At 45.5% G+C, this 24,188-nt stretch carries 19 protein-coding genes; 10 read left to right on the plus strand and 9 right to left on the minus strand.

Annotation, left to right across the window (positions count from 1 at the left end; translation table 11 throughout):
- Nucleotides 1-122 precede the first annotated feature (122 nt).
- A complete protein-coding gene (locus ACN6MV_RS29965; protein WP_076120197.1) occupies nucleotides 123-1,220 on the plus strand; it encodes an FUSC family protein in 1,098 nt (365 codons plus the stop codon).
- Between the two features lie 181 nt (nucleotides 1,221-1,401).
- Here the strand turns inward: ACN6MV_RS29965 and ACN6MV_RS29970 are convergent, their stop codons facing one another.
- Nucleotides 1,402-2,289 carry a DMT family transporter gene (locus ACN6MV_RS29970; protein ID WP_042131495.1) on the minus strand — a complete coding sequence of 296 codons (888 nt, stop codon included), beginning with the start codon at nucleotides 2,287-2,289 and terminating at the stop codon, nucleotides 1,402-1,404.
- Nucleotides 2,290-2,385: 96 nt separating this feature from the next.
- Between ACN6MV_RS29970 and ACN6MV_RS29975 the strand changes: the two genes are divergently transcribed.
- From ACN6MV_RS29975 to ACN6MV_RS29985, 3 genes are read left to right on the plus strand one after another with little or no spacing between them, the layout of a single operon-like run.
- Complete coding sequence (locus tag ACN6MV_RS29975; protein WP_042131496.1) at nucleotides 2,386-3,258, plus strand: LysR family transcriptional regulator; 873 nt, start codon at nucleotides 2,386-2,388, stop codon at nucleotides 3,256-3,258.
- Between the two features lie 27 nt (nucleotides 3,259-3,285).
- Nucleotides 3,286-4,260 carry an aldo/keto reductase gene (locus ACN6MV_RS29980; RefSeq protein ID WP_076120196.1) on the plus strand — a complete coding sequence of 325 codons (975 nt, stop codon included), beginning with the start codon at nucleotides 3,286-3,288 and terminating at the stop codon, nucleotides 4,258-4,260.
- A gap of 33 nt (nucleotides 4,261-4,293) precedes the next feature.
- Nucleotides 4,294-5,685: an aldehyde dehydrogenase gene (locus ACN6MV_RS29985; protein WP_076120195.1), complete on the plus strand. Its 1,392-nt coding sequence runs from the start codon at nucleotides 4,294-4,296 to the stop codon at nucleotides 5,683-5,685.
- Nucleotides 5,686-5,755: 70 nt separating this feature from the next.
- Here the strand turns inward: ACN6MV_RS29985 and pgmB are convergent, their stop codons facing one another.
- The 5 genes from pgmB to ACN6MV_RS30010 form a co-directional block, all read right to left on the minus strand.
- Nucleotides 5,756-8,761, minus strand: coding sequence for a beta-phosphoglucomutase (gene pgmB / locus ACN6MV_RS29990; protein WP_339288494.1), 3,006 nt, complete (start codon nucleotides 8,759-8,761; stop codon nucleotides 5,756-5,758).
- 119 nt (nucleotides 8,762-8,880) lie between these two features.
- Entirely contained in the window at nucleotides 8,881-9,972 is a 1,092-nt protein-coding gene (locus ACN6MV_RS29995; protein WP_042131499.1) for a carbohydrate ABC transporter permease, read from the minus strand.
- Nucleotides 9,972-11,096: a sugar ABC transporter permease gene (locus ACN6MV_RS30000; protein WP_339288497.1), complete on the minus strand. Its 1,125-nt coding sequence runs from the start codon at nucleotides 11,094-11,096 to the stop codon at nucleotides 9,972-9,974. The genes ACN6MV_RS29995 and ACN6MV_RS30000 overlap by 1 nt, the downstream gene beginning before the upstream one ends.
- Before the next feature lie 106 nt (nucleotides 11,097-11,202).
- Entirely contained in the window at nucleotides 11,203-12,627 is a 1,425-nt protein-coding gene (locus ACN6MV_RS30005) for an ABC transporter substrate-binding protein (protein ID WP_042131501.1), read from the minus strand.
- Between the two features lie 331 nt (nucleotides 12,628-12,958).
- Complete coding sequence (locus ACN6MV_RS30010; RefSeq protein WP_076120193.1) at nucleotides 12,959-13,963, minus strand: LacI family DNA-binding transcriptional regulator; 1,005 nt, start codon at nucleotides 13,961-13,963, stop codon at nucleotides 12,959-12,961.
- A 256-nt stretch (nucleotides 13,964-14,219) separates the two neighbouring features.
- Between ACN6MV_RS30010 and ACN6MV_RS30015 the strand changes: the two genes are divergently transcribed.
- The 4 genes from ACN6MV_RS30015 to pepT all read left to right on the plus strand — a co-directional run bounded on the left by ACN6MV_RS30015 (nucleotide 14,220) and on the right by pepT (nucleotide 18,854).
- Nucleotides 14,220-15,233: an LLM class flavin-dependent oxidoreductase gene (locus ACN6MV_RS30015; RefSeq protein WP_170880330.1), complete on the plus strand. Its 1,014-nt coding sequence runs from the start codon at nucleotides 14,220-14,222 to the stop codon at nucleotides 15,231-15,233.
- Nucleotides 15,234-15,712: 479 nt separating this feature from the next.
- Entirely contained in the window at nucleotides 15,713-16,837 is a 1,125-nt protein-coding gene (locus tag ACN6MV_RS30020; protein WP_339288502.1) for a hypothetical protein, read from the plus strand.
- 34 nt (nucleotides 16,838-16,871) lie between these two features.
- Nucleotides 16,872-17,525, plus strand: coding sequence for a sortase (locus ACN6MV_RS30025; protein ID WP_052414768.1), 654 nt, complete (start codon nucleotides 16,872-16,874; stop codon nucleotides 17,523-17,525).
- A gap of 96 nt (nucleotides 17,526-17,621) precedes the next feature.
- A complete protein-coding gene (gene pepT / locus ACN6MV_RS30030) occupies nucleotides 17,622-18,854 on the plus strand; it encodes a peptidase T (RefSeq protein ID WP_339288504.1) in 1,233 nt (410 codons plus the stop codon).
- A 97-nt stretch (nucleotides 18,855-18,951) separates the two neighbouring features.
- On the opposite strand, the gene ACN6MV_RS30035 is transcribed toward pepT, so the two are convergent.
- From ACN6MV_RS30035 to hxlA, 3 genes are all read right to left on the minus strand, one after another.
- Complete coding sequence (locus tag ACN6MV_RS30035; RefSeq protein ID WP_042131506.1) at nucleotides 18,952-19,329, minus strand: winged helix-turn-helix transcriptional regulator; 378 nt, start codon at nucleotides 19,327-19,329, stop codon at nucleotides 18,952-18,954.
- A gap of 84 nt (nucleotides 19,330-19,413) precedes the next feature.
- Entirely contained in the window at nucleotides 19,414-19,971 is a 558-nt protein-coding gene (gene hxlB / locus ACN6MV_RS30040; RefSeq protein ID WP_339288505.1) for a 6-phospho-3-hexuloisomerase, read from the minus strand.
- A 7-nt stretch (nucleotides 19,972-19,978) separates the two neighbouring features.
- The gene (gene hxlA / locus ACN6MV_RS30045; protein WP_042131508.1) at nucleotides 19,979-20,611 is read right to left on the minus strand and encodes a 3-hexulose-6-phosphate synthase; all 633 of its coding nucleotides are present in this window, start codon (nucleotides 20,609-20,611) and stop codon (nucleotides 19,979-19,981) included.
- A gap of 264 nt (nucleotides 20,612-20,875) precedes the next feature.
- Here hxlA and ACN6MV_RS30050 point away from each other — a divergent pair, with 264 nt between their 5' ends.
- Together ACN6MV_RS30050 and ACN6MV_RS30055 are read left to right on the plus strand one after the other, a co-directional pair.
- Nucleotides 20,876-22,267: an MATE family efflux transporter gene (locus ACN6MV_RS30050; RefSeq protein ID WP_419885414.1), complete on the plus strand. Its 1,392-nt coding sequence runs from the start codon at nucleotides 20,876-20,878 to the stop codon at nucleotides 22,265-22,267.
- A 249-nt stretch (nucleotides 22,268-22,516) separates the two neighbouring features.
- Entirely contained in the window at nucleotides 22,517-24,187 is a 1,671-nt protein-coding gene (locus tag ACN6MV_RS30055; RefSeq protein WP_419885415.1) for a GAF domain-containing sensor histidine kinase, read from the plus strand.
- Nucleotide 24,188 lies beyond the last annotated feature (1 nt).

Genomic DNA, 24,188 nt, shown 5'->3' on the forward strand with positions numbered 1-24,188 from the left:
GCGTAAACTTAACAACTTTGTAAAATATCCAGTCTTCCAAGGCTTTTTTTGGATGCTATAATGAAAACGTACTGAAAGACCAGACAGTTTTTTCATTTTTTTCCGAAAGAAGATGAATGATAATGAACGAGGGGTTACAAGACCGCCTTGAAAAATATGGTTTCTCACTTTACATGATACGAATTACGCTGGCTGCTTCACTTTCATGGGTCGCCGTACACAGCATATATGGTAGCCAATATTTATATTTTGCACCCCTTGCGGCTATCCTCATCACTCAAGCCAGCGTTAAAGCATCGCTTGAAAAAGGAATCTACCGCCTGCTCGGCATTATTCTTGGCGGGATCGTTAGCCTAGTTGTTGGCCAGTTTTTTGATGTAGGTGGACTTTCTATCCTGCTCATTCTACTCATCGGGATTGGTATCGCTACTGCTTGTAAGATGAACATTCAAGCTGTCTCACAGGTAGGTGTTACTTCCGTTCTAGCTCTTACTTTTTACCAGAATGACTACGTGCTTTGGAGAATAGGGGAAACATTTATTGGTGTGCTGATCGCCCTGGCCATCAATATGATTATCGTGCCGCCGAACAGGTTCGTCAAGGTAAAAGCATTGGCATTCGAAGGAAGTCTTCTGCTTGCGGATGCATTAAAAGATCTCGTAGGCGTAAGACGTGATTCTCCGAAAGATAATTTACTGGAAGAAGCAGGTAAACTCCTGTCAAATAGCAGCCGGGAACAGAAAGAAATGTTCTATACCCTCACACATTATCAGTGCCGTGGTAAACTGAAGGGGCTCATAGAGGCTACCTCACATCTAAAAAGCATTCATTCCTATGTCAAAGAGATTGCAGACGATATTCGTCTTCTGCCCGCGCATCATGCCTCTTCAGACTGGATGAAGGATGTGCTGGAGGCAACCGCAGATTGTATTGCTCTTTATGGAACCAAAACTTTATCGGATGCCGAGTGCCAACGTTCTCTTGCGGATTGTATCCAACACGCTCGTGATCTGCAATTGGCTAGTTTCTCTGAACTGCAAGGGAATTGTTCGCTAGCAAGTATTCGTGATCTTGGCGCAGTCTTCAGTCACCTAAACCGGGTGCTGGAAGAAGTAGAACGTGCTAAATCTGCTACTTATGTCGTAGCCACTCGGCCCTCAACGGTTGAAGTCGCACGCGCTTTACGCTTTATTAAAAAGGGACTCTCCCAGAAGCTATAAGCTTCGGGGGTGTCCCTTTTGTTCAAATATAAGAAAGTATAAGTTATACACTATACTTTATCCTTATATTTCTCGCTTAAACGCTTACCGTCCTTATAAGGACGCCGAAGCCGTTTATGCTTCCCTATTCATCAATATGCCCTCTTAGAACCCTGATTACTACTTATACTTTATATTTGAACTAAACCGACTGCTTCGCGGCACGCCCGATCCTCACATTCACCAGAACGATGCTGCTAACAATAAGCAACAGGCCAATCACAAGATTCAAGGTAATCTGCTCATTTAAAAAGACTACGCTTGTCCCTATTGAGATCAGTGGGATTAAAAAGGTGAATGATCCAACCTTCCCTGCCTCTCCCTCGTTAATCAGCTTGAAGTAAATCAGCCATCCTAGCGCGATCACAAAAATTGCGATAAACAATGTATCCATGATAAACGTTCCGCTCCAAGTGATATCCGACCACTTCTCTGTAGTAGATCCCGAAAGCAGCAAAATGATACCGCCGATCGAAATTTGCATAGCGGTCATCCATAGCATATCCACGCGCACAGCATTTCGTTTCATATATACTGTTCCTAACGCCCAGCTCAATGCACTGGCTAAAGCAAGTATAATTCCCCAGATAGAGATGCTTCCATTAAGTCCTCCAATACTGAGGGAGGCTACGCCGAGGAACCCTAGCAATAGACCCGCCATTTTAAGCCCATACATGTTCTCTCCTAACCACAGCCAAGAAAAAATGCCGAGCAATACCGGCTGCAGAAACACAATAGATGAGAACAATCCTGCGGGTACATACTGCAAGCCAATCGTCTGAAAGCCATAATAGAACACAATACTTAATATAGCCGAGGTCAGATAGATCGGCCAGAGCTGCTTGAAGCGGAGCTCCTTCACCTTAGGAAGTGCAATTAGAATCAGAATAAATCCGCCGATGACGGTTCGGATACCTGCAAATAATAAGGGCGGAGCGTAGTCTAAGGCGATTTTAGATATAGGCCAATTAATGCCCCATACAATCACCAAAAATATAAGAAGGATGATGCTTTTCTTCTGCTGATTCATGTATTCACTCCTTGGTGTAGATTCATCACAAATGATACAATAATTAAGAATATAAATGAAATGAATAATACTCATAAGGGGCATATCATATTTGTTATGAACAATACTCAAATTCGCTTGTTCGTCAAAATCGCCGAGAGCGGTAGTTTTACCAAAGCTGGTGTAGAACTGAATATGACCCAACCTGCTGTCAGTCGAGCGATCTCGTCTCTAGAAGCCGAACTGGATGTTAAGCTATTACTTCGGGATCGGCGTAACGGTCTTATGCTTACTGACATCGGCAAGCGTATCCTTGTTATTTTTCGTGAAATTCTAATGGGCTTTGATAAGGTCAATCAGGAGATTTACGCGGAGCGAGGACTTGAGAAAGGAAGCATTCGGATTGGCGCTTTTCCCGTGGCTTCTGCCTATTTTTTACCGAAGATTATTAGCTCTATCACTGCACGATATCCGAATATCACGATCAGCCTGCAAGAAGGCTCTATCGCCGAAGTCAGAGAATGGCTGGAATCCAAAGAAATTGATGTTGGCTTGTTGCTTGCTCCCTGCGAATCGTTCGAAACTATCCCATTATATAGAGAAAAGTTGTATGCCGTAATCAGAGATGACCATCTCTTACATAAACGATCTGTCATAGGTGTGAGAGAATTAGCGGGAGAGCCCATGCTGATCTGCAAAGCAGGCTATGAACCGCCGGTGGTGGATTTATTCCGCAGAAGTAGCAGCCATTTGAATGTAAAATACGTGGTGAATAACTACGCAACGGCTCTTAATATGGTTCAAGAGGGGCTGGCTGTTGGTGTCATGTCTGAGTTGTCCTTGTTATCTTTACCTCCAAATGTAGTTACCCGCGAACTACAGCCCGACGCCTTCAGAGATATACATATCGCGGTTAGTTCGCTTACCGATACTTCCATTGCTGTGAAGATGTTCGTCGAGACAGCTCTGGATCTTTTTGCTCAAGAGTAGATCATTTTATTATGAGGAGTGCTGAGTATGAACTTTACAAGACTTGGGAATAGCGGCTTACAAGTATCCACATTGGGACTAGGAACGAACGCTTTTGGCAAAAGGGCAGATCAAGAGACCTCCATTCAGATTGTACATGCTGCGCTGAATCATGGAATTAACTTTATTGATACCGCTAATATTTACGCTGGAACAGAATCCGAGCGAATCATCGGCCTGGCCTTGGAGGGTAGAAGACATGAGGCTGTTCTCGCCACTAAAGCAGGCTTAGTTAAGCATGACGGACCTAACGGAAGCGGCTCCTCAAGGCGCCATTTGATGCAGGAATTAGAAGATAGTCTTCGCCGTCTACAAACGGACTATGTCGATCTATACCAGATTCACACCTTTGATCCCTATACGCCACTTGAAGAGACGTTACGGACCTTGGACGATATGGTATCTTCGGGAAAAGTGCGCTATATCGGGGCTTCCAACTATACAGCATGGCAATTGATGAAGGCGATTGGAATCAGTGAGGCTCGGAGCTTTGCCAAGTATATTTCGATTCAGTGCAGCTATTCCTTAGCGGATCGGACGCCGGAGAATGAGCTTCTCTCCCTTTGTCTTGATCAAGGTGTAGGAATTATTCCTTATTTTCCACTGGCGGGCGGAATTCTCACAGGCAAATATACTTCAAGCGGCTCCACACCTTCAGGGTCCAGAGCAGATACCGATCCTAATTTCAAAAGATTCCTTGATCATGACCGAATCGAACTGGGGCAGAAAGTTGGGCAAATTGCTGAAGAACTGGGAACCTCTTCTACTGCGCTTTCCTTAGCTTGGCTCATGAATCGTCCTGCCGTCTCGACAGTTATTGTTGGGGCTACACGCGTGGAGCAGCTGGAACAGAATCTGCAAAGCACGTCCATTCCGCTTAATGAAGAAACGGTTTGCAAGCTAGAAGAGGCAAGTGCTTCCTTTCGCTTTGGCGAGCCCTTTGCCTTTTACCGGCTCCCATAAATCGGGCCTATTACAAAGAAGGAGGGGAGTATTATGACTCCACAGACAACGGCTAGCATCCAAGTGATGCTTGAAGAGCATAAGGACTTTTTTAATCGTGGCGTAACGAAAGAGGTTGCTTTTCGACTGAGTCAGCTGCAAAAACTTAAAGACAGTATTAAACGATACGAGAGTCGGATCATGGCTGCCTTACATCAAGATTTAGGAAAAAGTGAGTTCGAGGCTTATGCCACAGAAATCGGCTTCACCTTGGACAGCCTCGGTTACATGATGAAGCATCTCAAACGTTGGTCGAAACCCGTAAAGGTTAGATCACCACTCCATTTATTTCCTGCAAAGAGTTATATCTTAAGTGAACCTTACGGTACTGCACTCATTATTGGCCCATTTAATTATCCGTTTCAGTTGCTGATTGAGCCGCTGATCGGTGCCATTGCCGCCGGCAACTGCGCTGTCCTCAAGCCATCGGAGAGCACACCTGCTATAACGGCTGTGATAGAGCAGCTTATTCAGGAAACCTTCGAACCACAGTATATCCGCGTAGTTCAGGGGGAGAAAGAGACAACGAATTTACTGATCCATGCCAGGTTTGATTATATTTTCTTCACGGGTAGTGTTCCGGTCGGAAAGATCGTTATGGAAGCCGCTGCGAAAAATCTAGTACCTGTAACTTTGGAGCTCGGCGGGAAAAGTCCGGTCATTGTCGACAAATCAGCCAATCTGGATATTGCAGCGAAGCGAATCGTATGGGGCAAATTATTAAATGCCGGTCAAACCTGTATTGCGCCCGATTATTTGCTTGTACAAAAGGACATTGCTAATGAATTGATCACCAAAATCAAACATCAAATCACTGAATTCTACGGTCAAAATGCACAGCCGAATACTGACTATGGCCGGATCGTGAATGAGCGCCAGCTGCAAAGACTTTCCGACCTCATTGAGCGGGATCGGGAAAAGGTGGTAATGGGCGGAACCGTCATTTCAGAAGAACGTTATATTGAACCTACACTAATCTATCCTGCGGTTTGGACTGATGCTTCTATGGAGGATGAGATCTTCGGTCCGATCCTACCCATATTGGAGTACCATCAATTGGATGATGCGATCCGGAGTATTAACGAGCATCCAAAACCGCTTGCGCTTTATCTGTTCACAGAGGATAAACATGTTGAACAAGAGGTACTTTCCCGAGTCTCATTTGGTGGTGGCTGCATCAATGATACGATCTCTCATGTGGCGAACACTAACCTGCCATTTGGTGGAGTCGGCAATTCTGGAATTGGCAGTTATCACGGTAAACACAGCTTTGAAGTCTTTTCCCATCGCAAAAGCATCGTCAAGAGAGGTACACGAATCGACCTCGGGATTGTATACCCACCCTATGGGAATAAGGTCAAGCTGGTGCGGAAAGTATTGAAATAGACAAAACAGCAAGCCTCCCATGATCGGGAGGCTTGCTGTTTATCAGACTTTTCAGGAGCAAGACTTTTCACTACTGAAACAACTGTACCAAATTCTCTACCTGTAACTCCGAGGTAGAAGGAACCCATAGTTCAGCACTATCTCTCATAGACATATCTCCAACTCCAACAGACCTCAGACCAGCGGCTTTAACGGCAGCTATCCCCTCCTCTGTATCCTCGACACCTACGCAGCAGTCAGGTGAGATGCCCAGCATCTCAGTAACCTGCAAATAAATTTCCGGATCTGGTTTGCCCCTACGAATGTTTTTGGGATCAGCAATAGCCTGAAACAAACGCCCAATCTTCAAGTGTTCAAGAATCAACATCGCATTCTCATTGGTTGAAGCCAGACCAACGGGGATTCGCTTTTCTTTCAAACTGGTCAGCAGACTATGGATACCCGGGAGCAAATCATCCGGTGTCATTTGTTGAATTAGCTGTTTATACTTTTCGTTCTTTTTGTTGCAGAGCATTCCCTTTACCGGTTGGGGTAAATTCAGGCCGCTTCCCTCCAGTAGGATTTCTAAACATTCCATTCGGCTATGGCCCTTCAGACGTACATGCTTCTCTCTATCAAAAGAAATCGCCAGCTCATCGGCTAAGGCTTTCCAGGCCAGATAATGATGCTCTCCAGAATCGGTAATAACCCCGTCCAGTTCGAAAATAACAGCCTCAAGCTGCTTTGTAATTGAAAGGGACAACGGCTTCTTTGCAGTCAGCTGCACCAGATTTCCCTTATGCAGAATCTCAATCATATCACCTACTAATAGGGTATAGACGACTACCTTATCATCCACATAAATATCCAATAGCTGTCCGCCGCTTGTTACTTTAAACCGATAGCTGTCCCATTGTGCCGGCAAGACAGGATTAAAGGATAGCATACCGCCACATAAGCGCATCCCACCAAAACCATTTACAATCGACAGCCAAGAACCCGCCATAGCAGCAGTGTGTAGCCCGTCCTTCACATTGCGGTTAATATCATCCAAGTCCATCCGTACCGTACGATCAAAATAGGAATAAGCCCCCGCTAAATCACCAATCTCAGCAGAAATAATACTGTGAATGCACGGAGACAAAGAAGAATCATGTGTCGTCAGCGGTTCATAGTAATTGTAATTGCGGATCTTGTCCGCCAAGCTAAACTGATCACCCAGCAGGAACATGGCCATCACCAAATCTGCCTGTTTGAGCACCTGATGACGGTAAATTACCAGCGGATGGTAATGGAGCAGTAGCGGATATTTATCCTCTGGCGTATGTTCGAAATCCCACTTCTTCTTAGTCAAAAAAGTATCATCCTGAGCATAGATGCCCAGCCCCTCATCAAAAGGGATATACATCTTCTCCGCTGCAAGTATCCAATCACCTGGCTCTTTCTCAGTCAGACCAATCTTTCGCTTCAGACGTTCAAAATACTCCGGATACTGCTTGCCTAGCAGTTTGGCTGTCTCATATGCATAATAGAGTTGATCTCGTACCATTAGATTAGTGTACGCATTATTGTTAACGATAGCTGTATACTCATCGGGACCCGTTACCGCATCAATACAGAACGCACCCTCCCTGGCCGGATTAAAATGACCCAGATCTACCCAAAAACGGGAGGTCTCGAATATCATCTCGGCTCCCTTCAGAACTAAAAACTCATCATCTCCAGTAGCCCGCACATACTGTTTAATGGCATAGGCAATATCCGCGTTAATATGCATTTGTGCTGTTCCTGCCGGAAAATAAGAAGAGTTCTCAGCGCCATCTATGGTACGCCAAGGATATAATGCTCCCCTCTGAGACATCACCGCTGCTCGCTCCCGCGCCTTATCTAACGTGGCATAACGAAATTCGAGTAGCTTCCGGCTAATCTCCGGCTGTGTGAATGTAAAGAAGGGGATCATGTACATCTCGGTATCCCAGAAATAGTGACCTTCGTATCCTTCTCCCGTCAGGCCCTTGGCCCCGATGTTCGTAACCCCGTCACGTCCTACGGATTGCAGCAATTGAAACGCATTAAAGCGGATACCCTGTTGAAGCGCAAGATCCCCCTGAATCTCCACATCAGTATGTGCCCAGAAATGATCCAAAAAAGCCCGTTGTTCTTGAACCAGAGCTTTAAACCCACCATTCTCCGCCAAGCTCAGCACTCCCAAGCACTTGCTTAACAGCTCATCTTCTATGTAATCCTTAGAGGTATGATATGAAATGTACTTGGTCAAGGAGATCCTTTCCCCCATCACCACCGGAACAATCCATTGCATGGATAATCGCTGACCTTCTAGCTGCACGGCCCTTTCATATCCAGAGCTACAATTCAGACTATGGCTCACCCCTGTTAGTAGCGCAAACCGGGTATGCCGAGTCCTATGCTTCATCCACAAAAAGTTCTGTTCGAGCTCATGACCGGTATCCACCAGCAGCAAACTAGGTTCTTTACTCCCCGAGCCCAGCCGGGGGTCATCCGTAACCCCCGGCCTTTGAATCTCACCATCGATCGATGAAGTGAGCATTAGGGGCCCTTCAAAATTCAAGGCCGTGACCTCGTAATCGATGGCGGCTAAATGTTTATGCTGCAAAGCCACCATCCGCCGAATGTTCAGCTCTACCCTGTGTCCGGCAGGAGATTCCCATTCTAACTGTCGATGTAGGATTCCATTTCGCATATCCAGCTGCCGTTCATACCGATGCACTTTTCCACTGTTTAACTGAAAGGCATGCCCCTCAATGCTCAGCTCAATAATCTTGGCGTCCGGCACGTTAAGCATAGCTTGATTGCGGGAAGGATAACCATAAGCTCCCTCTGGGTATACAATAGGCTCGGAATCAAAAAATCCATTCAAATAGTTCCCTGTTACAGATGAGCCCGAGTGGCCATGGTAGCCTTCCTCGAAATTACCGCGCATGCCAATATATCCATTACCAAGAGCAAATACACTTTCGCTTCTTTGATTGTTCTCTTCATTATAATTTTCTTCATCTAGGCTCCACTCCCGGTAAGGATATACTGCAGCTGGATGTACGTATGGTTTCATCTTCATCTCTCTAAGTCCCCCCCTGACACAGTTTTGTTCAGTTATAAGAAAGTATAAATTTGACGCTATACTTTAGCCTTGTAATTCCCGCGAAGGTGTTTGCTTACGTTTCCACAATGTTCAAATCAGCCTTTTATCGATCCACCCATAAGTCCTCTGACGAAATACTTTTGCAGCAGGAAAAAAATAGCGAGCGGCATCAGCATGGAGATAAATGCAGCCGAGGTGAGTAAATGCCAGTCGTTGCCCCGTGAGCCTACTAAGTCGGCAATTTTCATCGACATGACCTGAACAGAAGGTTGATTGCCGATAAAAATCAGCGAGACTAAATAATCATTCCACACCCATAAGAATTGAAAGATTCCGATAGAAGCCAGTGCAGGCACAGATAACGGTAGTATCAATCTACTGAAAATAGTGAAATGGCTCGCCCCATCCATAAAAGCCGACTCAAACAAGTCCTTAGGTAGCTGACTGATAAAGTTATACATAAAGTACGTAACTAGCGGTAGCCCAAAAGCTGTATGCGCCAGCCAAATGCCCAAATAGCTTCCGTTCAGTCCAAGCGCGGTATAATCTTTAAGCACTGGAATAAGTGCCACTTGGATTGGAATAACGAGCATAGCGATAATGATGACAAAGAGTGTTCGCCGTCCAGGAAAACGCAGCCAAGCAAATGCATAAGCAGCAAAAGAAGCAATCAACACCGGAATAACCGTCGCCGGAACAGCAATCGTCAGTGTATTCCAGAAGGCTTGCGACAATCCGGTACCTTTTTGCACCGTTTCACTGCCATCAGCTTGCTTGAGCTTATATTCCTTACCCGAGAGCACATTATTATAGTTATCCAATGTAAGATCCGGTGTCATTTTCCAGCCTTGTTCCTGTTGATTTATGGTACGTGCTCTACGGTTCTCCCACATCAAACGACTGCCATCGGCCTTCACGCCTGCCTTCAGTTGATCATCGGTATAGGTTTTGCCGTTTACCTCAATCGGCTCCCGCAGATCCACATCCTTCGATAACTGAAGGGTCTCTCCAGCCTTCCACTCCTGATGGGGAAAAGCTTTCCACCATCCAGTCTGCAAAATATCGGCAGCCGGACGAAAGGAGGAAATAAACAGCCCCAGCGTCGGAAGTAGCCAAATGAAGCAAATCACACCCAGCACGATATTTACAATCGTCTTGCTGCCTTTTCTCTTCTTTTTCCCGGCCATTAGAATCCCCCTTGCTTACGGAACTGACGTAGATTGATTATGATCACTGGCAACACCGCGATCAGCAGAACAATAGCCAGCGTGGAGCCGTAACCGAAGTTTCGGTACATAAAGAATTGCCGGTAAAACTGCGTAGCCACTACCTCTGTATCGTATTGACCTCCTGTCATCACCATGACGACGTCAAATATTTTCAACGTAAAGACGATAATGGTCGTTGTCACAGTCAGAATAGTTGCTGAAATATAAGGGATCATGATTCCAAAGAAGATCTTCACCTCATTAGCACCATCCACCCGTGCAGCTTCCAGAATGTCGTCAGGAACTCCCTTGATAGCTGCAGAGAATATTACCATCGCAAACCCAGTCTGCATCCAGATCAGAATAATAATGAGGAAAAAGTTATTCCACGGCTGAAGCATACTCGTCCATGCCTGTGGTTCTCCCCCAAAATAAGTAACGATGGCGTTCAATAGTCCAATTTGTTCATCACCGGGTTGATAGTAATATACAAACTTCCAGATGACCCCTGCTGCGACAAAAGAAATAGCCATCGGCATAAAAATGATCGATTTGGCCATTTTCTCGTAGCTGCTTCGATCTGCAAGAATTGCAATTAGGAGTCCAAAAGCTACACATGCCAGTGTACCTATGAACACCCAAAGTAAATTGTTACGCAGTGCCGTCGCCATCAGATGGTCGCTAAAGATCGCAGCATAGTTGCTCAGGCCTACAAATTTCTCTGAAGAAGCATTAAAAAAGCTCAAATAGAGTGTTCGCAGTGCAGGCAGCACCAATAGCCACCCCAATAAAATCACTGCCGGACCTATAAAAATATAGGGCAACACCTTTCGGCGTATATGATCAGGATATTGTTCAACTGCCCAGGTAAGTGTGTAGTAGATCAGATAGACGCCCAGAACTCCCCAAAGAACGGCTAGAACTGCTGTTAGTAGTGGGTTTAACGTCGAATCCCGAAAGAATAAAAAGATCAAGCCATTCACAACAACGTTAGCAATCAATACTAGAAGAGACAGTAATACCGCCCTAAGCCTGACAGCTTGCTTAGCTTGTGATTGCGGCTCCCTCTGTGGCTGTGGTTGTGTTTGTGTTTGTGCACCCATATTAGCTCCAGCTCCTCCTATACTCGCGCTTTGGAAAACAAAAAGAGGGGCAGAGTACTCTCAATTCCCGCTGCCCCTCTTTTAACTGTGTGCTTTCAATATTAGGTTAGTTGTTCCAGCCAGACTGGATTTGTTCCAACGCTTGATCCAGCGTCGCTGTACCACTTACATAGTCGGTCATGCCTTTCCAGAAGGTACCTGCACCTACTTTACCCGGCATCAAGTCAGAGCCATCAAAGCGCAGTGTGGAAGCATCCTGAACCAGCTTCGCCATCCGGCGGTCGGATTCTGAGGTATACCAATCGAGGGAAGCATCGTTCATTGGCGCAATTACGCCGCCCGACTGTACCCAGCTCTTAATGGACTCACCTGTAGTGAAGAATTCCATAACCGCACGTACTTCAGGACGATCGTTGAACATAGCGTAAATATCGCCAGCAACTAGCACCGGTTTGCCATATTGAGGATCAATAGGCGGCAAGTAGAACCAATCGTAATCTACATCAACCTTTGCCGTTTCAGGGAAAAAGCTTGTAATAAAGTTACCGAGCATATTAAACCAAGCTTTAGGCGGATTATTGAACATTGGTGCCGGTGCATCCCCGAACGATGTCGTCACAATGGATTTAGCACCACCATAGACATAATCCTTGTTGAGCCAGATTTTAGACATTACTTCTACTGCATTCTTCACTTCTGGAGAAGTGAATGGCAGCTCACCTTTTACCCATTTATCGTAATTCTCAGGTGTAGTTGTGCGCAGCATTATATTTTCTACCCAGTCTGTTGCTGGCCAGCCTGTTGCAGCACCACTCTCGATTCCAATTGCCCAAGCAGGATCGCCGTCTTTAGCAATTTGTTCCGTCAGAGCCATCATCTCATCCCAAGTCTCAGGAACCTTGTAGCCCGCTTCATCAAATTGTTTCTTCGGATACCAGACTAAGCTCTTTACGTTACTGCGGTTCCAAATCCCCGCCATGATCTTGCCGTCTTTCCCGTCCATGTTAGACATATCGAGCCAGCTCTTGTTGTAATTAGCCGTCAATTTAGCTTGATCCAGCACGTTGGTCAAATCGATAACCTTACCAGTCTTAGCAATCGAGGCTAACAGACCCGGCTGTGGAAAGTCCGCGATATCCGGCGCATTTCCACCGTCTACTCGAATGTTTATCGTAGCTTCGAACTCTTTGGAGCCCTCGTATTGAATATCAATTCCGGTCTTCTCTTCAAACTCTTTGATACTATTCTCAAATTTCACTTGGTCAGCATCCACGAAGGGGCCGAACATCGTTACTTTAGTTCCTTTATAGTCGCCTTTCATGGCTAGCTCTAGTGGAGACCCCGTAGGCTCGGTGCTTGGAGCAGCCGTTGCTTTCTCGGTGTTATCTGCTGTTGGGCTGGTAGTCGCCGCAGGCGGATCTGTAGGCGCTGCATTGTTGTTATTGCCCCCGCCGCATGCGCTCAGCATCATAGTGAAGGATAAACACAGTACTAAAGCCAATGACTTCTTACGTCCTGAGGTCTTCTTCATCTTTGTACATCCCCTTTAATGGATTTAGAGATTGCTTCTGACTCAATCATCCGGTACCCTGGCATGTAAAAGCAGCTTGTAGCAGATCACCTCCTTGCAAAGCTTTTCAGAATCTAAGGATCTATACTAAATAAGAATCGAATCACAAGTTCCAATTAATTGTAGCGCTTACATTTGTTATAGTATCACATAAAGTAAGCGTTTCCAATCCATATCTGAAATGTTTTGGTAAAAATTATTTTTATTGTCCAAGCAGATATTCAATTATTAATTAAAATTAGTCCGAAATTCTGAAAAGCTTTTCAGAGGGTGGTACAAAAGTGAACTACCCTTATTTCTCCCGTGTAGATTCTCGCACAATCAGCTTATGCTCCATCTTCTCATTCAATACCTGCACTTCTCCTGTTGTAAGTAATTCATGCAGCTTCTCGGCAGCACGATACCCTAACTCGTAAATCGGTTGGGCAATTGTAGTTAACTTCGGAATGAACATCCCTGACATTCTTAAATTATCAAACCCAATCACAGATACCTGACCTGGAACAAGAATGTTACGATCCTTCAGATAAGAAATCGTCCCCATCGCGAATTCATCAGCAACACAGAACACAGCAGTTATCTCGGGGTAATCCGTAAATAATTCATGCGCAGCTTGGTAAGCATGTTCAAACCGGTGGCTGGCATATTTGCTCTTCACGATATTTTGCTGTAGCCCTGACTCTGTTAGCGCCCTTACAAACCCTTCATAGCGTGGTGGGCCTGATACAGAATTATCATGGTTAAAGCCAATCATACCAATATCTTTATGACCTAAATCAATCAGGAACTTCACCGCATCATAAGCAGCTGCTTCATCATCCACCTCCACATTTGGAATGTCGAACTCATCAGAATGCGAGGACACTAGCACAAACGGAATTCTACAACCGACCAATTTGTCATGATATTCAGGATAAAGGACATCACTGGCAAATACGATTCCATCTACCTGTTTCTCATGGAAGTTATCAATATAGGACAGTAGCCGTTCTTTATCGCGGTCTGTATTGCAGATCATTAGACTGTACCCAAGCTTGATGCATGCATCCTGCATTCCCCGAATCACCCCAGCGAAGTATAGGTTCTCAATATCGGGAATAAGCAGCCCCAGTGTAAAAGACTTCTTGTAAATCAGACCACGTGCAAATGAATTAGGTTGATACCGTAATCGTTCTACAGCCTCCATCACTCGATTCCGTTTGCTCTCCACTACCGAATTCGGTGCATTCATAACACGTGATACCGTGCTAATTGACACCTCGGCCATTCTGGCAACATCTCTTATGGTTGGCTTCATTATGATAACTTCCTTTTTTAGGGGACTTTTCGAAGTGATTATAGCAAGCCCGTTTGGAAATAACAACAGAATTTTTGAAGCGCTTACATTATTTTTATTAATTAATCTTGTCCTTCTCTTTCCTCATTCTGTGAACATACAACTTACTTAAAGTGTGTATATAGTTTTATTTCATGATATACTAGCCGAGTAGCGATATTCATAGCTGCAAATACTGCTCTAGGAGCATAGAGCATTTATTATAGGAGGGATAACATTGAAACAACCTCGGGACATTCGATTCTCCGTGCTGGACTTAGCTTCTATTGTGGAAGGAGGGACAGCAGCAGACTCTTTCCATAACTCTCTAGATTTAGCCCGACATGCTGAGAAGTGGGGCTATCATCGGTATTGGTTTGCTGAGCATCATAATATGATCGGAGTGGCCAGCTCTGCTACCTCACTCTTGATCGGACATATCGCGGGTGGCACTCAAAGCATACGTGTTGGCTCTGGTGGTATTATGTTATCCAACCATGCACCACTAGTCATTGCCGAACAATTCGGCACACTCGAATCTCTATATCCGGGACGGATCGATCTTGGACTGGGCAGAGCACCCGGATCTGATCAACCAGCTTCCCGTGCGCTGCGTCGTGGCCTCGGAAGCGATGGCAGTGAATTCCCTGAGCAGCTAAGTGAGTTAAGAGCTTACTTCGACCCTGCAGGCGCAGGATCCCGTCCAGCTGGCGTGCGTGCGGTTCCTGGAGAAGGCCTAAATGTTCCAATCTGGCTCTTAGGCTCCAGTGGCTTTAGTGCTGAGCTAGCAGCCAAGCTAGGTTTGCCTTTTGCCTTTGCCAGCCATTTTGCACCTGAGTATTTACTTCAGGCCCTGCACATATACCACAGTAATTTCCGTCCATCAGAAGCACTAGACAAGCCTTATGTTATGATCGGACTAGGGGTTACAGCGGCCGACACCGTAGATGAGGCAAGAAAGCTGGCTACCTCGCAGCAGCAGCAGTTCCTCAATATCATCCGTGGGCGTACCGGAAAGCTACAACCTCCCGTTGAAAGTATGGATGGGTTATGGTCGATACAAGAAAAGGCAATCATGCTCGATAAGCAGCGTTATTCTTTCTCTGGCGATAAAGCGGCGATTAAAGAAAGACTTCAAGCCATTCTGAAAGAGACCCAAGCAGATGAACTGATTATCTCTGCAGGAATTTATGATCATGAGGCTCGTCTTCGTTCTTATGAAATTGTAGCTGAGGCTATGAAAGAACTGTAAGATTGCAAACTTAACAAGGCAGGACATTTTATCTGACTATCGGGAATTCTTCCGTTTCAGATTAACGTCCTGCCTTTTTTTGTTTTATTTCCAAAGCCGTTCTTAATAAAACACTATTAAGATATGAATAAACATAAAAATAAAGAGATATAGAGAGAAATCAACAGATAAATAGATAATATACTTGTTATTTAACCAAATATGACCTAATTGGTTGTAATACATCGTTTTTCTTTAGATATCATTTTGATTATACTTTATGTATTCGCTATAACGAACGAATTTTGTTTTAGCTATCCCCCTCTTCCTTCGTTCTTTCGGAAAGATTCCGTATGCAATTGCAAGAGTGGTACCTTTCGAAACTACTTATTTCGACATTGTAGGATGGAATAATCGTTTAAAACGAAGGATTTTGCCGGAAGCCCGCAGATTTTGTTTTTCAACAGCTACAGTGGGCTCAGGAGAAAGGAGCAACGAAAATGAAGAAAAAATACCACTCGGTCTTCATAGCTGCTTACGTTCTGATTATTCTGGTAGGAGTAATATGGCAGGCTGGAGGGGTAAGCGCTCAGGATACCATTAAACTTACTGTGAATTCTCACACTACGAGCACAGCAACCATGAACAATATGAAGCCCGGTGACGAAATGAGCTCAGAGTACACGATAATTAACGACGGCACAGAAGGCTTTGATTATTTTGTGGACTTTAAATTCATCTCTGGGGACGTAGAGTTGTACAATATTCTCCAAATGACTCTCGAAAAAGAGGGAGTAATCATCTATTCGGGAGTGATGAGTGAAGCTGCTGGCAGAGTGACCATCGGTTCACTTGCTGGAGGGGAAAAGAGTGTAATTCAAATGGCTGTAACTTTCCCTTGGGAAGCCGGCAACGAATATCAAGGGAAGGCCACGACCGTAGCTTTTGAATTCTCCGCTTCCGGAGAACCAGGCCCATCTGCGGAGCCTACTTCAACACCAACGCCGACAGCAACAGTTACACCTACACCTGATCCATCACCTACAGCAACCGCAACGGCGACAGCTACAACTGAACCGACTACAACACCTGCTGAAACACCTACAGCAACCACAACACCAACAGCTACACCAGAAGCTTCACCGACACCAACAGTTGCACCAACCACAACACCTACAGATTCACCAACAACTACAACTTCACCAACAACTACAACTTCACCAACTACGACACCTACAGATTCACCAACGAATACAGCTTCACCTACAGCTGTCGTAACACCAGGTCAATCAGTGCCACCAACAACAGTTACACCAACACCAACACCATTGCCTACACCTACACCGCCTGCAGATGAAATTAGCGTTACTGAAGAACCGATCCCAATGGGCGGAATCAGTAATAATCCAACATCGTCACCAAGTGCTGGTAATCAAACTACCAATGTAACGCCTCAGCCAAGTGATGAAATAGCCTTACCTGACGGCGACATTCCTTTGGGCGCACCAGAGGCAGGTGACAAGCTCCCAAATACCGCGGAGCCTTGGTATAACTTAATTCTTGCCAGCTTAGCTATCGCAGTGCTCAGTGTGATTGTTATGCGCAGATTGAAATCGAAGAAATAATAACATTTAGTAACATAAGTCTGGAGGAGAGAGTATGAAGAAGCGTAATGGTGTCTTACTAGCCGTGAAGCTAATCTTTATACTCTCTTTAGTTGTGCTGATTTATTCGATCGTTCAAGTCGTCAAAGCACCGATTGAGGCCAAACAGGCCCTAAATGATTGGGCAAAAAAGAGGGAGGAAGCTATCGCCCGCCCCCTTCCAAACGAAGAGAACCCTCTTCCTAAAGGAATGGTCAGTTCTCCAAAAGAACAACCCATTTCTCCTCCGTCCTATACAGAGGGAGAGGTGATTGGGGAGATCCGCTTCCCTACCTTAAATAAGAAGGTGGCTGTTCTGGAGGGTACGGATAGCCCTGAGTTAAAAAAAGGGGCTGGACACTATATAGGTAGCGCAGCTATCGGTGCCGCCGGCAATAGTGTGCTTGCTGGACACCGTGATACCGTATTCCGCAATCTAGGAGAACTCGTCGCAGGGGATCTGATCGAACTGGAAAGCACGGACGGTACGTTCATCTATGAGGTGACAGGCAGTAAGATTGTAGACGGAAATGAACGCGGAGCTATAAAATCAAGCGATAAGGCCATTCTTACTTTGATCACCTGTTATCCTTTTTCATACGTTGGATCAGCACCCGACCGGTATTTACTTTCAGCGAAGCTAGTGAAGCAAGAGACATTGCCTCAATAATGCTAATCTCAACTCTTAATCTTCTTTCTCAGGGATGAGACCGGATATGGAAAGTGATACTATATAGATACAACAGTAATGAGGAGATGACCCATAGTGAAAAAAGAGGTTATAGAACGGTTTATTTCGTATGCTCAAATGGATACCCAATCAAACGAGGATAATGAGACTTGTCCATCCACTCCGGGGCAGATGGTGCTTGCTCACAAGCTGGTTGAAGAGCTCAAGGAAATCGGCATGGAGGATGTCCAGGTGGACGAGCATGGCTATGTTATGGCGACACTCCCTGCGAATACGGACAAGGATGTTCCGACCATTGGTTTTTTAGCCCATTTGGATACGGCGACTGATTTTACTGGAACGAATGTGAAGCCACAGATTATCGAGAACTACGATGGCCAAGATATTCTTTTGAACAAAGAGTTGAATGTTGTATTGTCCACAGTGAGCTTCCCAGAGCTGGCAGAATATAAAGGCCACACATTAATAACAACCGATGGTACCACTCTGCTTGGCGCAGACAACAAGGCTGGTATTGCTGAGATTATGACAGCGATGAATTACCTCCTTCAGCACCCTGAAATCAAGCATGGCAAGATTAGAGTCGCCTTCACACCGGACGAAGAAATCGGCCGCGGCCCTCATAAATTTGACGTTGCTGCTTTTAATGCTTCTTATGCTTACACTGTGGACGGAGGCCCTCTCGGTGAACTAGAGTATGAAAGCTTTAATGCCGCATCTGCAAAAATCTCTGTATACGGCGTCAACGTACATCCTGGTACCGCGAAGGGAAAAATGATTCATTCCGCAAAAATCGCCATGGCTCTACACCTCAGACTCCCTTCTGAGGAAGCCCCAGAATTCACGGACGGTTATGAAGGCTTTTACCATCTTAGCTCCATTGAAGGTACCCCCGAGTTCAGCAAGCTCCAATATATTATCCGTGACTTCGACCGCGAGAAATTCGAGGCACGTAAAGCCTATCTCTCGGCCATCGTAGATGAATTCAAGAGCATTCACGGTGAAGAGAACATCGTACTCGAAATGAAAGACCAATATTACAACATGCGTGAAAAAATCGAACCCGTGCGTCATATCGTCGATATTGCCCATGAGGCGATGGAGAATCTGGACATCACACCGGTCATCCGTCCGATTCGCGGGGGGACAGACGGCTCACAGCTTTCCTACATGGGCTTGCCTACACCTAATATTTTCACCGGGGGCGAGAATTTCCATGGTAAATTCGAATACGCCTCTGCTGACAACATGGTAAAAGCGGTAAACGTCATCGTAGAGATCACCAAACTATTCGAACAAAAAGCTTAATTGGTTATCCGAGTTACTCCATAATTGACACAATAAAATCCCTGTAGAAGGTCTATTCAGACCTCTCAGGGATTTTTAATGATCAGAGACTATTTGATTAGCATCTTTCGTCTGGCGGTGTGTCTTTCCAGATCACATTTTCTCCGTAATTTTTGCCCCAATCATACATCAGTCGAAGGACGGGAAGCAGACTCTGACCATATGAAGTCAGGGAATACTCTACTTTTGGCGGAACCTCGGCATACACTTTCCGAAGAACCAACTGATCTTCTTCAAGCTCGCGAAGTTGATTGGTTAACATTTTTTGCGTAATATGAGGAATTAGCTTCTTCAGCTCACTGAACCGTTTGGTCCCTTCAAGCCCTAGATGCCACAGGATAATCAGCTTCCATTTGCCTCCAATTACCGCAAGCGTTAATTCCTTCTCGCAATTAATTTCCTTCAAGTTGATGCGATCCTTAATCTCGGTTGCCATACCTAAAGCGCCTCCTCTCTTCTGTTATCATACTAACACAAAAACGAATATCCTCCTTATAGGAAGGCATTCGTTTCTGTAAGCTCACTCTAAATTAGCATGCTTGCCAAACATCTGCTTAGTCGTCTGCCCCGTCTTCTCCATCATCCGCAGAATCACCGCATCGTAAAAGACTAACATCGTCTGTTCAAATAAAGAAGCCATTGGCTGAATTGTGTTGTAGCTTCCACTAGCCTGATCTTTTGGAGATCCTGGCAGCTTCACTACATAGCTCGCTAAACGTCCGACGGTTGAATCAGGCGCAATTGTAACAGCAATAACCTCTGCACCCACTCCTTTGGCCTTCTCAGCCATAGAGATCAGCCCCTTCGTCTCTCCTGAACCGGAACCGAGCACAAGCACATCACCAGGCTCAATACCCGGGGTTACCGTTTCTCCTACGACGTACACTTCTTTACCGACATGCATGAGTCGCATTGCAAAAGCTCGTCCCATCAATCCTGATCTACCAGCCCCGGCCACAAATACCTTATTCGACTGAAGAAGAAGCTCAGCCATTCGTTCAGCCTCTTGATGATCAAGCTGAGAAATGGAGCGCTGAAGCTCCTCAATAATTCGCTGCGCATATTTCATTGTGTCCATTGTAATCTTAAGCCTGGCTTACTAAACGCTTCATTTCTGCTGCAGCGGCTTTTTGATCAGCTTCACCTGTGATGCCTCCGCCAACGATAACAAGATCAGGATTCGCGGCGATGACCTCTGGAAGTGTGCTAAGTTTGATCCCTCCGGCGATAGCAGTTTTAGCCTGTTTAACCACACTCTTAATTGCATTCAAATCCGCAAAAGAATTTTTACCTTCCGCTTGATGGTCATACCCAGAGTGTACGCAGACATAGTCTACGCCAAGCGCGTCTACTTCAGCAGCTCTTGTCTTGATATCCTTCACATTGATCAGGTCAACCAGAATCTCTTTATTGGTTTTCTTAGCTTCCTCCACTGCACCTCTAATGGTAGCATCATCAGAGACACCAAGTACCGTAACAATATCCGCGCCTGCTTCAACAGCCTTCATAACTTCATATCCACCTGCATCCATGATTTTTAGATCAGCCAACACGGTCAAAGAAGGAAAAGCTTCCTTAATAGCTTTCACTGCGTGCAAGCCTTCATTTATAACGATAGGTGTTCCAATTTCAACGATATCTATATATTCGGCAACCTCTGATACAATCTCTTTCGCTCCCGTAATGTCCACTAGATCCAGCGCTAATTGTAATTTCATATTTATTTGCACTCCTTGTTAATATATTTTAGTAAGTCATGTACAAATTCTAGATCCTTACATCCCTTAAGGGAAGTAGGCACTTTATTGTGATGTAGTTACCTGGAGGATACTAATGCGCTGCTACAGGCTTTATCTTTGTAGCAATTAAGAAACGCTTTGTCATATTTTTGTAAAAGTACTGCATTTTCATGAAAGCTATGCTAATATTACAGTTTGTTTATGGAATATCAGGAAATTTATCATGATGTAAGAAGGTGTACAATGAAGCAAAATAACCACCAAGAATTTAACCTCATAAAACTGACTTGGCCGATATTCCTGGAACTGTTCCTTTTTATGCTCATGGGCAGTGTGGATACTTTTATGATTAGCTCTGTGTCGGACGATGCTGTATCGGGTGTCGGTGCAGCGAATCAGATCATTGCGATTGCCATTTTAGTTCTAAGTGTAATTGGCAACGGCGCGGCAATCGTGGTCTCCCAATACCTCGGTTCCAAAAAACCTCTAGAAGCGGCTCAAGTTACCGGAAATGCCATTACCCTCAACCTGTTAGTAGGAATTCTCTTAAGTACGTTTTTGCTGATATTCGGAGGGACGCTACTAACTGCCTTAAATGTTAAAGGGGATATTCTCGTTTATGCCAAATCGTATATACATATCGTCGGGGGCGGAATTTTTCTTCAAGCATTAATCAATGCTCTGGCGACCACAATCCGTACACACGGCTTCACTAAACAAACGATGGTCGTATCCTTGCTGATGAATATCATCCATGTGGTGGGTAACTACCTGCTCATCTATGGTCATTTTGGTCTTCCAGCGTTAGGTGTCGAAGGAGCGGCTATCTCAACGGTGGCCAGTCGCTTTATCTGTCTAATCGTCTTCTTCCTGCTACTCTACAGAGTGATGGAGATACGAGTGAAGTTCACCTACTACATTCATCTTTCCAAAAAATACGTGCTGCAAATTCTCCAAATCGGCATCCCGTCCGCTTTTGAATCGATTACCTATCAGTCCTGTCAGCTTGTATTCACACTGTATATTACCTATTTGGGTGCTGAAGCTATGGCTACTCGCCAATACGCGCTCAATATTTCCAACTATATTTATTTATTCAGCGTAGCTGTTTCTATGGGAACCTCCATTGTCGTAGGGCATCTGGTGGGAGCTAGGCGTCCCGATGAGGCCTATAAGCGTGTGTTCTCCAGTGTGAAGTGGGCGTTGCTGGTTACAGTAATAATAGACGCTCTGGTGATTATTTTCCGAGTACCGCTATTTGGCCTCTTCACTGAAAATGAGAACATTATCACGATGGGGGCTCAGGTTATACTGCTTAGCTTCTTCCTAGAAACTGGACGTACAACTAATTTGGTCATTATCAACTCACTACGGGCCTCTGGCGATGCGAAGTTCCCTGTATATATGGGACTGATCTCCATGGTCTGCATGAGCTTGCCCCTTGGCTATTTTCTGGTGTTCCAGCTTAATCTAGGGTTAGCCGGTGTGTGGATTGCCACTGCGGCCGATGAGTGGCTAAGAGCTGTCATTATGTATTTCCGTTGGAAGAGTCGGGCTTGGGAGAAACACGGACTTATTCAGCACGATGATGCAGAACACAGCACACCTTCCACTACCCCTGCAGCTGTAAATTAACGCATACCCTTAGCGGTTCTTTAAGGTCATACCAGACCTTAAGGGGCTGCTTTTTTATGGCATCATAATTACATAAAATTTTAGAATGAATGGAGTATTCTAAGTTACAATAGATAGAACCTTATCAACATAAACACCTTCGGCGTCCTAATAAGGACGGCAAGCGTTTAAACGAGAAATATAAGACATAAAGTATGGTCTGAATCTTATAATTTTTTATCTTTTAATAAACCTAAAGGGGAGAACCTCATGCCGGAAGAAGCCGGAATCCACGAGTTACTGACGCTCAAGACAATTGCGGAGACCTTAAATAGTTCCAATGAGCTCAAACCGATGCTCGATACAGTTATGGGCAAGCTGTTAGACCTAACGGGAAATACAGCAGGCTGGATCTTCCTGAGCGAAGAGAACATGGAGTATGAATGGGCCGTAGATCGAGGTTTGCCGCCAGCGCTGCAACGGGATAATAAACAGCCGATGCAGTGTGGAACCTGCTGGTGCTTAGAGCGCCTATGGGACGGACGGTTAGAACAAGCAGTCAACATTCTAAACTGCAAGCGGCTGAGTAATGCCAGGCAGTATAACTGGGGGGATACTTTGGGAATCACCCACCACGCCACCATCCCGCTCCATTCAGGCGATCGCTACTTAGGGCTTATGAATGTAGCAGCACCGGGCAAAGCGCATTACGCCGACAGCGAGCTTGCTCTACTGCAATCGGTGGCCTTGCAAATTGGCAGTGCCATTGAACGCATGCAGCTATACAGCACTGAGCAGCGCCGGGCCAATCTGTACGCCAAATTAGGCGAATTCAGCGCAGCTTTAAATCTCACGGCTAGTGAATGCATCTCTCCAAGCATTCTGGTAGAGAAAACTACCGCCCTGATTGTCCAATATTTCGATTGGCCTTTTGCAGCGATTATCGGACAACGAGAGGAGAAATTCGAAGTACACGCAGCCGCTTATGCAGCTAATATAACACCTGAAATAGCCCCTTTTGAGCTCTCAGATTCCTTTAAGAATCGTCTAGTAGATATCTCGCAAGGACACCGCTTTGCAACATTAACCTCTGACGAGGAACAGGAAATTACGAAATCTTGCTGTTCTGAACAGCCTGATAGAGAGCGAGTTGTAATGCTTGCCGTCCCCTTTCGGCAGATTATCGTGCAAAGCTCAGCCATTCTACTCATCGCCTCGCCTAAAGCACTCGCCTCGGCGACCGCAGATGGAGAAGTACTCGAAGCGATCGCTGAGCATATTTCAGCTACACTGGAAAGCGTACAGCTCGGAGAGAAGCGCCGAGAAATCGCTCGTCTAGATGAGCGGAATCGACTGGCCCGTGACCTGCATGACTCGGTGAATCAGATCCTGTTCTCCCTCTCAATGACAGCCAAAGGTGTGGAAAGTATGCTGAAGCAAGAGCACACCTCCCATCCGGCTACTGAGGCTGTCCGTGATATACAAGAGCTCTCGCAATCTGCACTCAAAGAAATGCGCGCTTTAATCATGCAGCTTCGTCCTGCAGGGCTGGAAGCCGGGTTGTTGACCGCGCTTCAGGCCCACGGTCAGCAACTAGGGCTGCTGATACAGACTGGGCGAAGCGGCGTTCTCGAGCTCCCTCGCAATATTGAAGAGGGTCTACTACGCATTGGTCAAGAAGCACTCAATAATGTGCGCAAGCACTCCGGAGCTTCTAAAGCTGAAGTATCTCTGCATTTGAACGCTACCGAGGTGATACTGAGTATCATCGATCAGGGTAAGGGCGGCGCCAAACGGCGCTGTAGCACAGACACCAATGAATCTATCGGGCTGCATATTATGAAGGAAAGAGCCGAGGCGCTTGATGGCCATTTTTCTATTCACAGTGAGGAGCATCAAGGTACAACGGTTGAGGTAACCATCCCTTTACCATCAAATTAAC

The organism is Paenibacillus sp. B-A-8, from assembly GCF_048572915.1.
Taxonomy (GTDB): domain Bacteria; phylum Bacillota; class Bacilli; order Paenibacillales; family Paenibacillaceae; genus Paenibacillus_AQ.

Coding starts and splice junctions, on each gene's coding strand:
- ACN6MV_RS29965 (WP_076120197.1), top strand. CDS start 123: ATGAACGAGGGGTTACAAGACCGCCTTGAAAAATATGGTTTCTCACTT.
- ACN6MV_RS29970 (WP_042131495.1), bottom strand. CDS start 2,289: ATGAATCAGCAGAAGAAAAGCATCATCCTTCTTATATTTTTGGTGATT.
- ACN6MV_RS29975 (WP_042131496.1), top strand. CDS start 2,386: ATGAACAATACTCAAATTCGCTTGTTCGTCAAAATCGCCGAGAGCGGT.
- ACN6MV_RS29980 (WP_076120196.1), top strand. CDS start 3,286: ATGAACTTTACAAGACTTGGGAATAGCGGCTTACAAGTATCCACATTG.
- ACN6MV_RS29985 (WP_076120195.1), top strand. CDS start 4,294: ATGACTCCACAGACAACGGCTAGCATCCAAGTGATGCTTGAAGAGCAT.
- pgmB (WP_339288494.1), bottom strand. CDS start 8,761: ATGAAGATGAAACCATACGTACATCCAGCTGCAGTATATCCTTACCGG.
- ACN6MV_RS29995 (WP_042131499.1), bottom strand. CDS start 9,972: ATGGCCGGGAAAAAGAAGAGAAAAGGCAGCAAGACGATTGTAAATATC.
- ACN6MV_RS30000 (WP_339288497.1), bottom strand. CDS start 11,096: ATGGGTGCACAAACACAAACACAACCACAGCCACAGAGGGAGCCGCAA.
- ACN6MV_RS30005 (WP_042131501.1), bottom strand. CDS start 12,627: ATGAAGAAGACCTCAGGACGTAAGAAGTCATTGGCTTTAGTACTGTGT.
- ACN6MV_RS30010 (WP_076120193.1), bottom strand. CDS start 13,963: ATGAAGCCAACCATAAGAGATGTTGCCAGAATGGCCGAGGTGTCAATT.
- ACN6MV_RS30020 (WP_339288502.1), top strand. CDS start 15,713: ATGAAGAAAAAATACCACTCGGTCTTCATAGCTGCTTACGTTCTGATT.
- ACN6MV_RS30025 (WP_052414768.1), top strand. CDS start 16,872: ATGAAGAAGCGTAATGGTGTCTTACTAGCCGTGAAGCTAATCTTTATA.
- ACN6MV_RS30035 (WP_042131506.1), bottom strand. CDS start 19,329: ATGGCAACCGAGATTAAGGATCGCATCAACTTGAAGGAAATTAATTGC.
- hxlB (WP_339288505.1), bottom strand. CDS start 19,971: ATGGACACAATGAAATATGCGCAGCGAATTATTGAGGAGCTTCAGCGC.
- hxlA (WP_042131508.1), bottom strand. CDS start 20,611: ATGAAATTACAATTAGCGCTGGATCTAGTGGACATTACGGGAGCGAAA.
- ACN6MV_RS30050 (WP_419885414.1), top strand. CDS start 20,876: ATGAAGCAAAATAACCACCAAGAATTTAACCTCATAAAACTGACTTGG.
- ACN6MV_RS30055 (WP_419885415.1), top strand. CDS start 22,517: ATGCCGGAAGAAGCCGGAATCCACGAGTTACTGACGCTCAAGACAATT.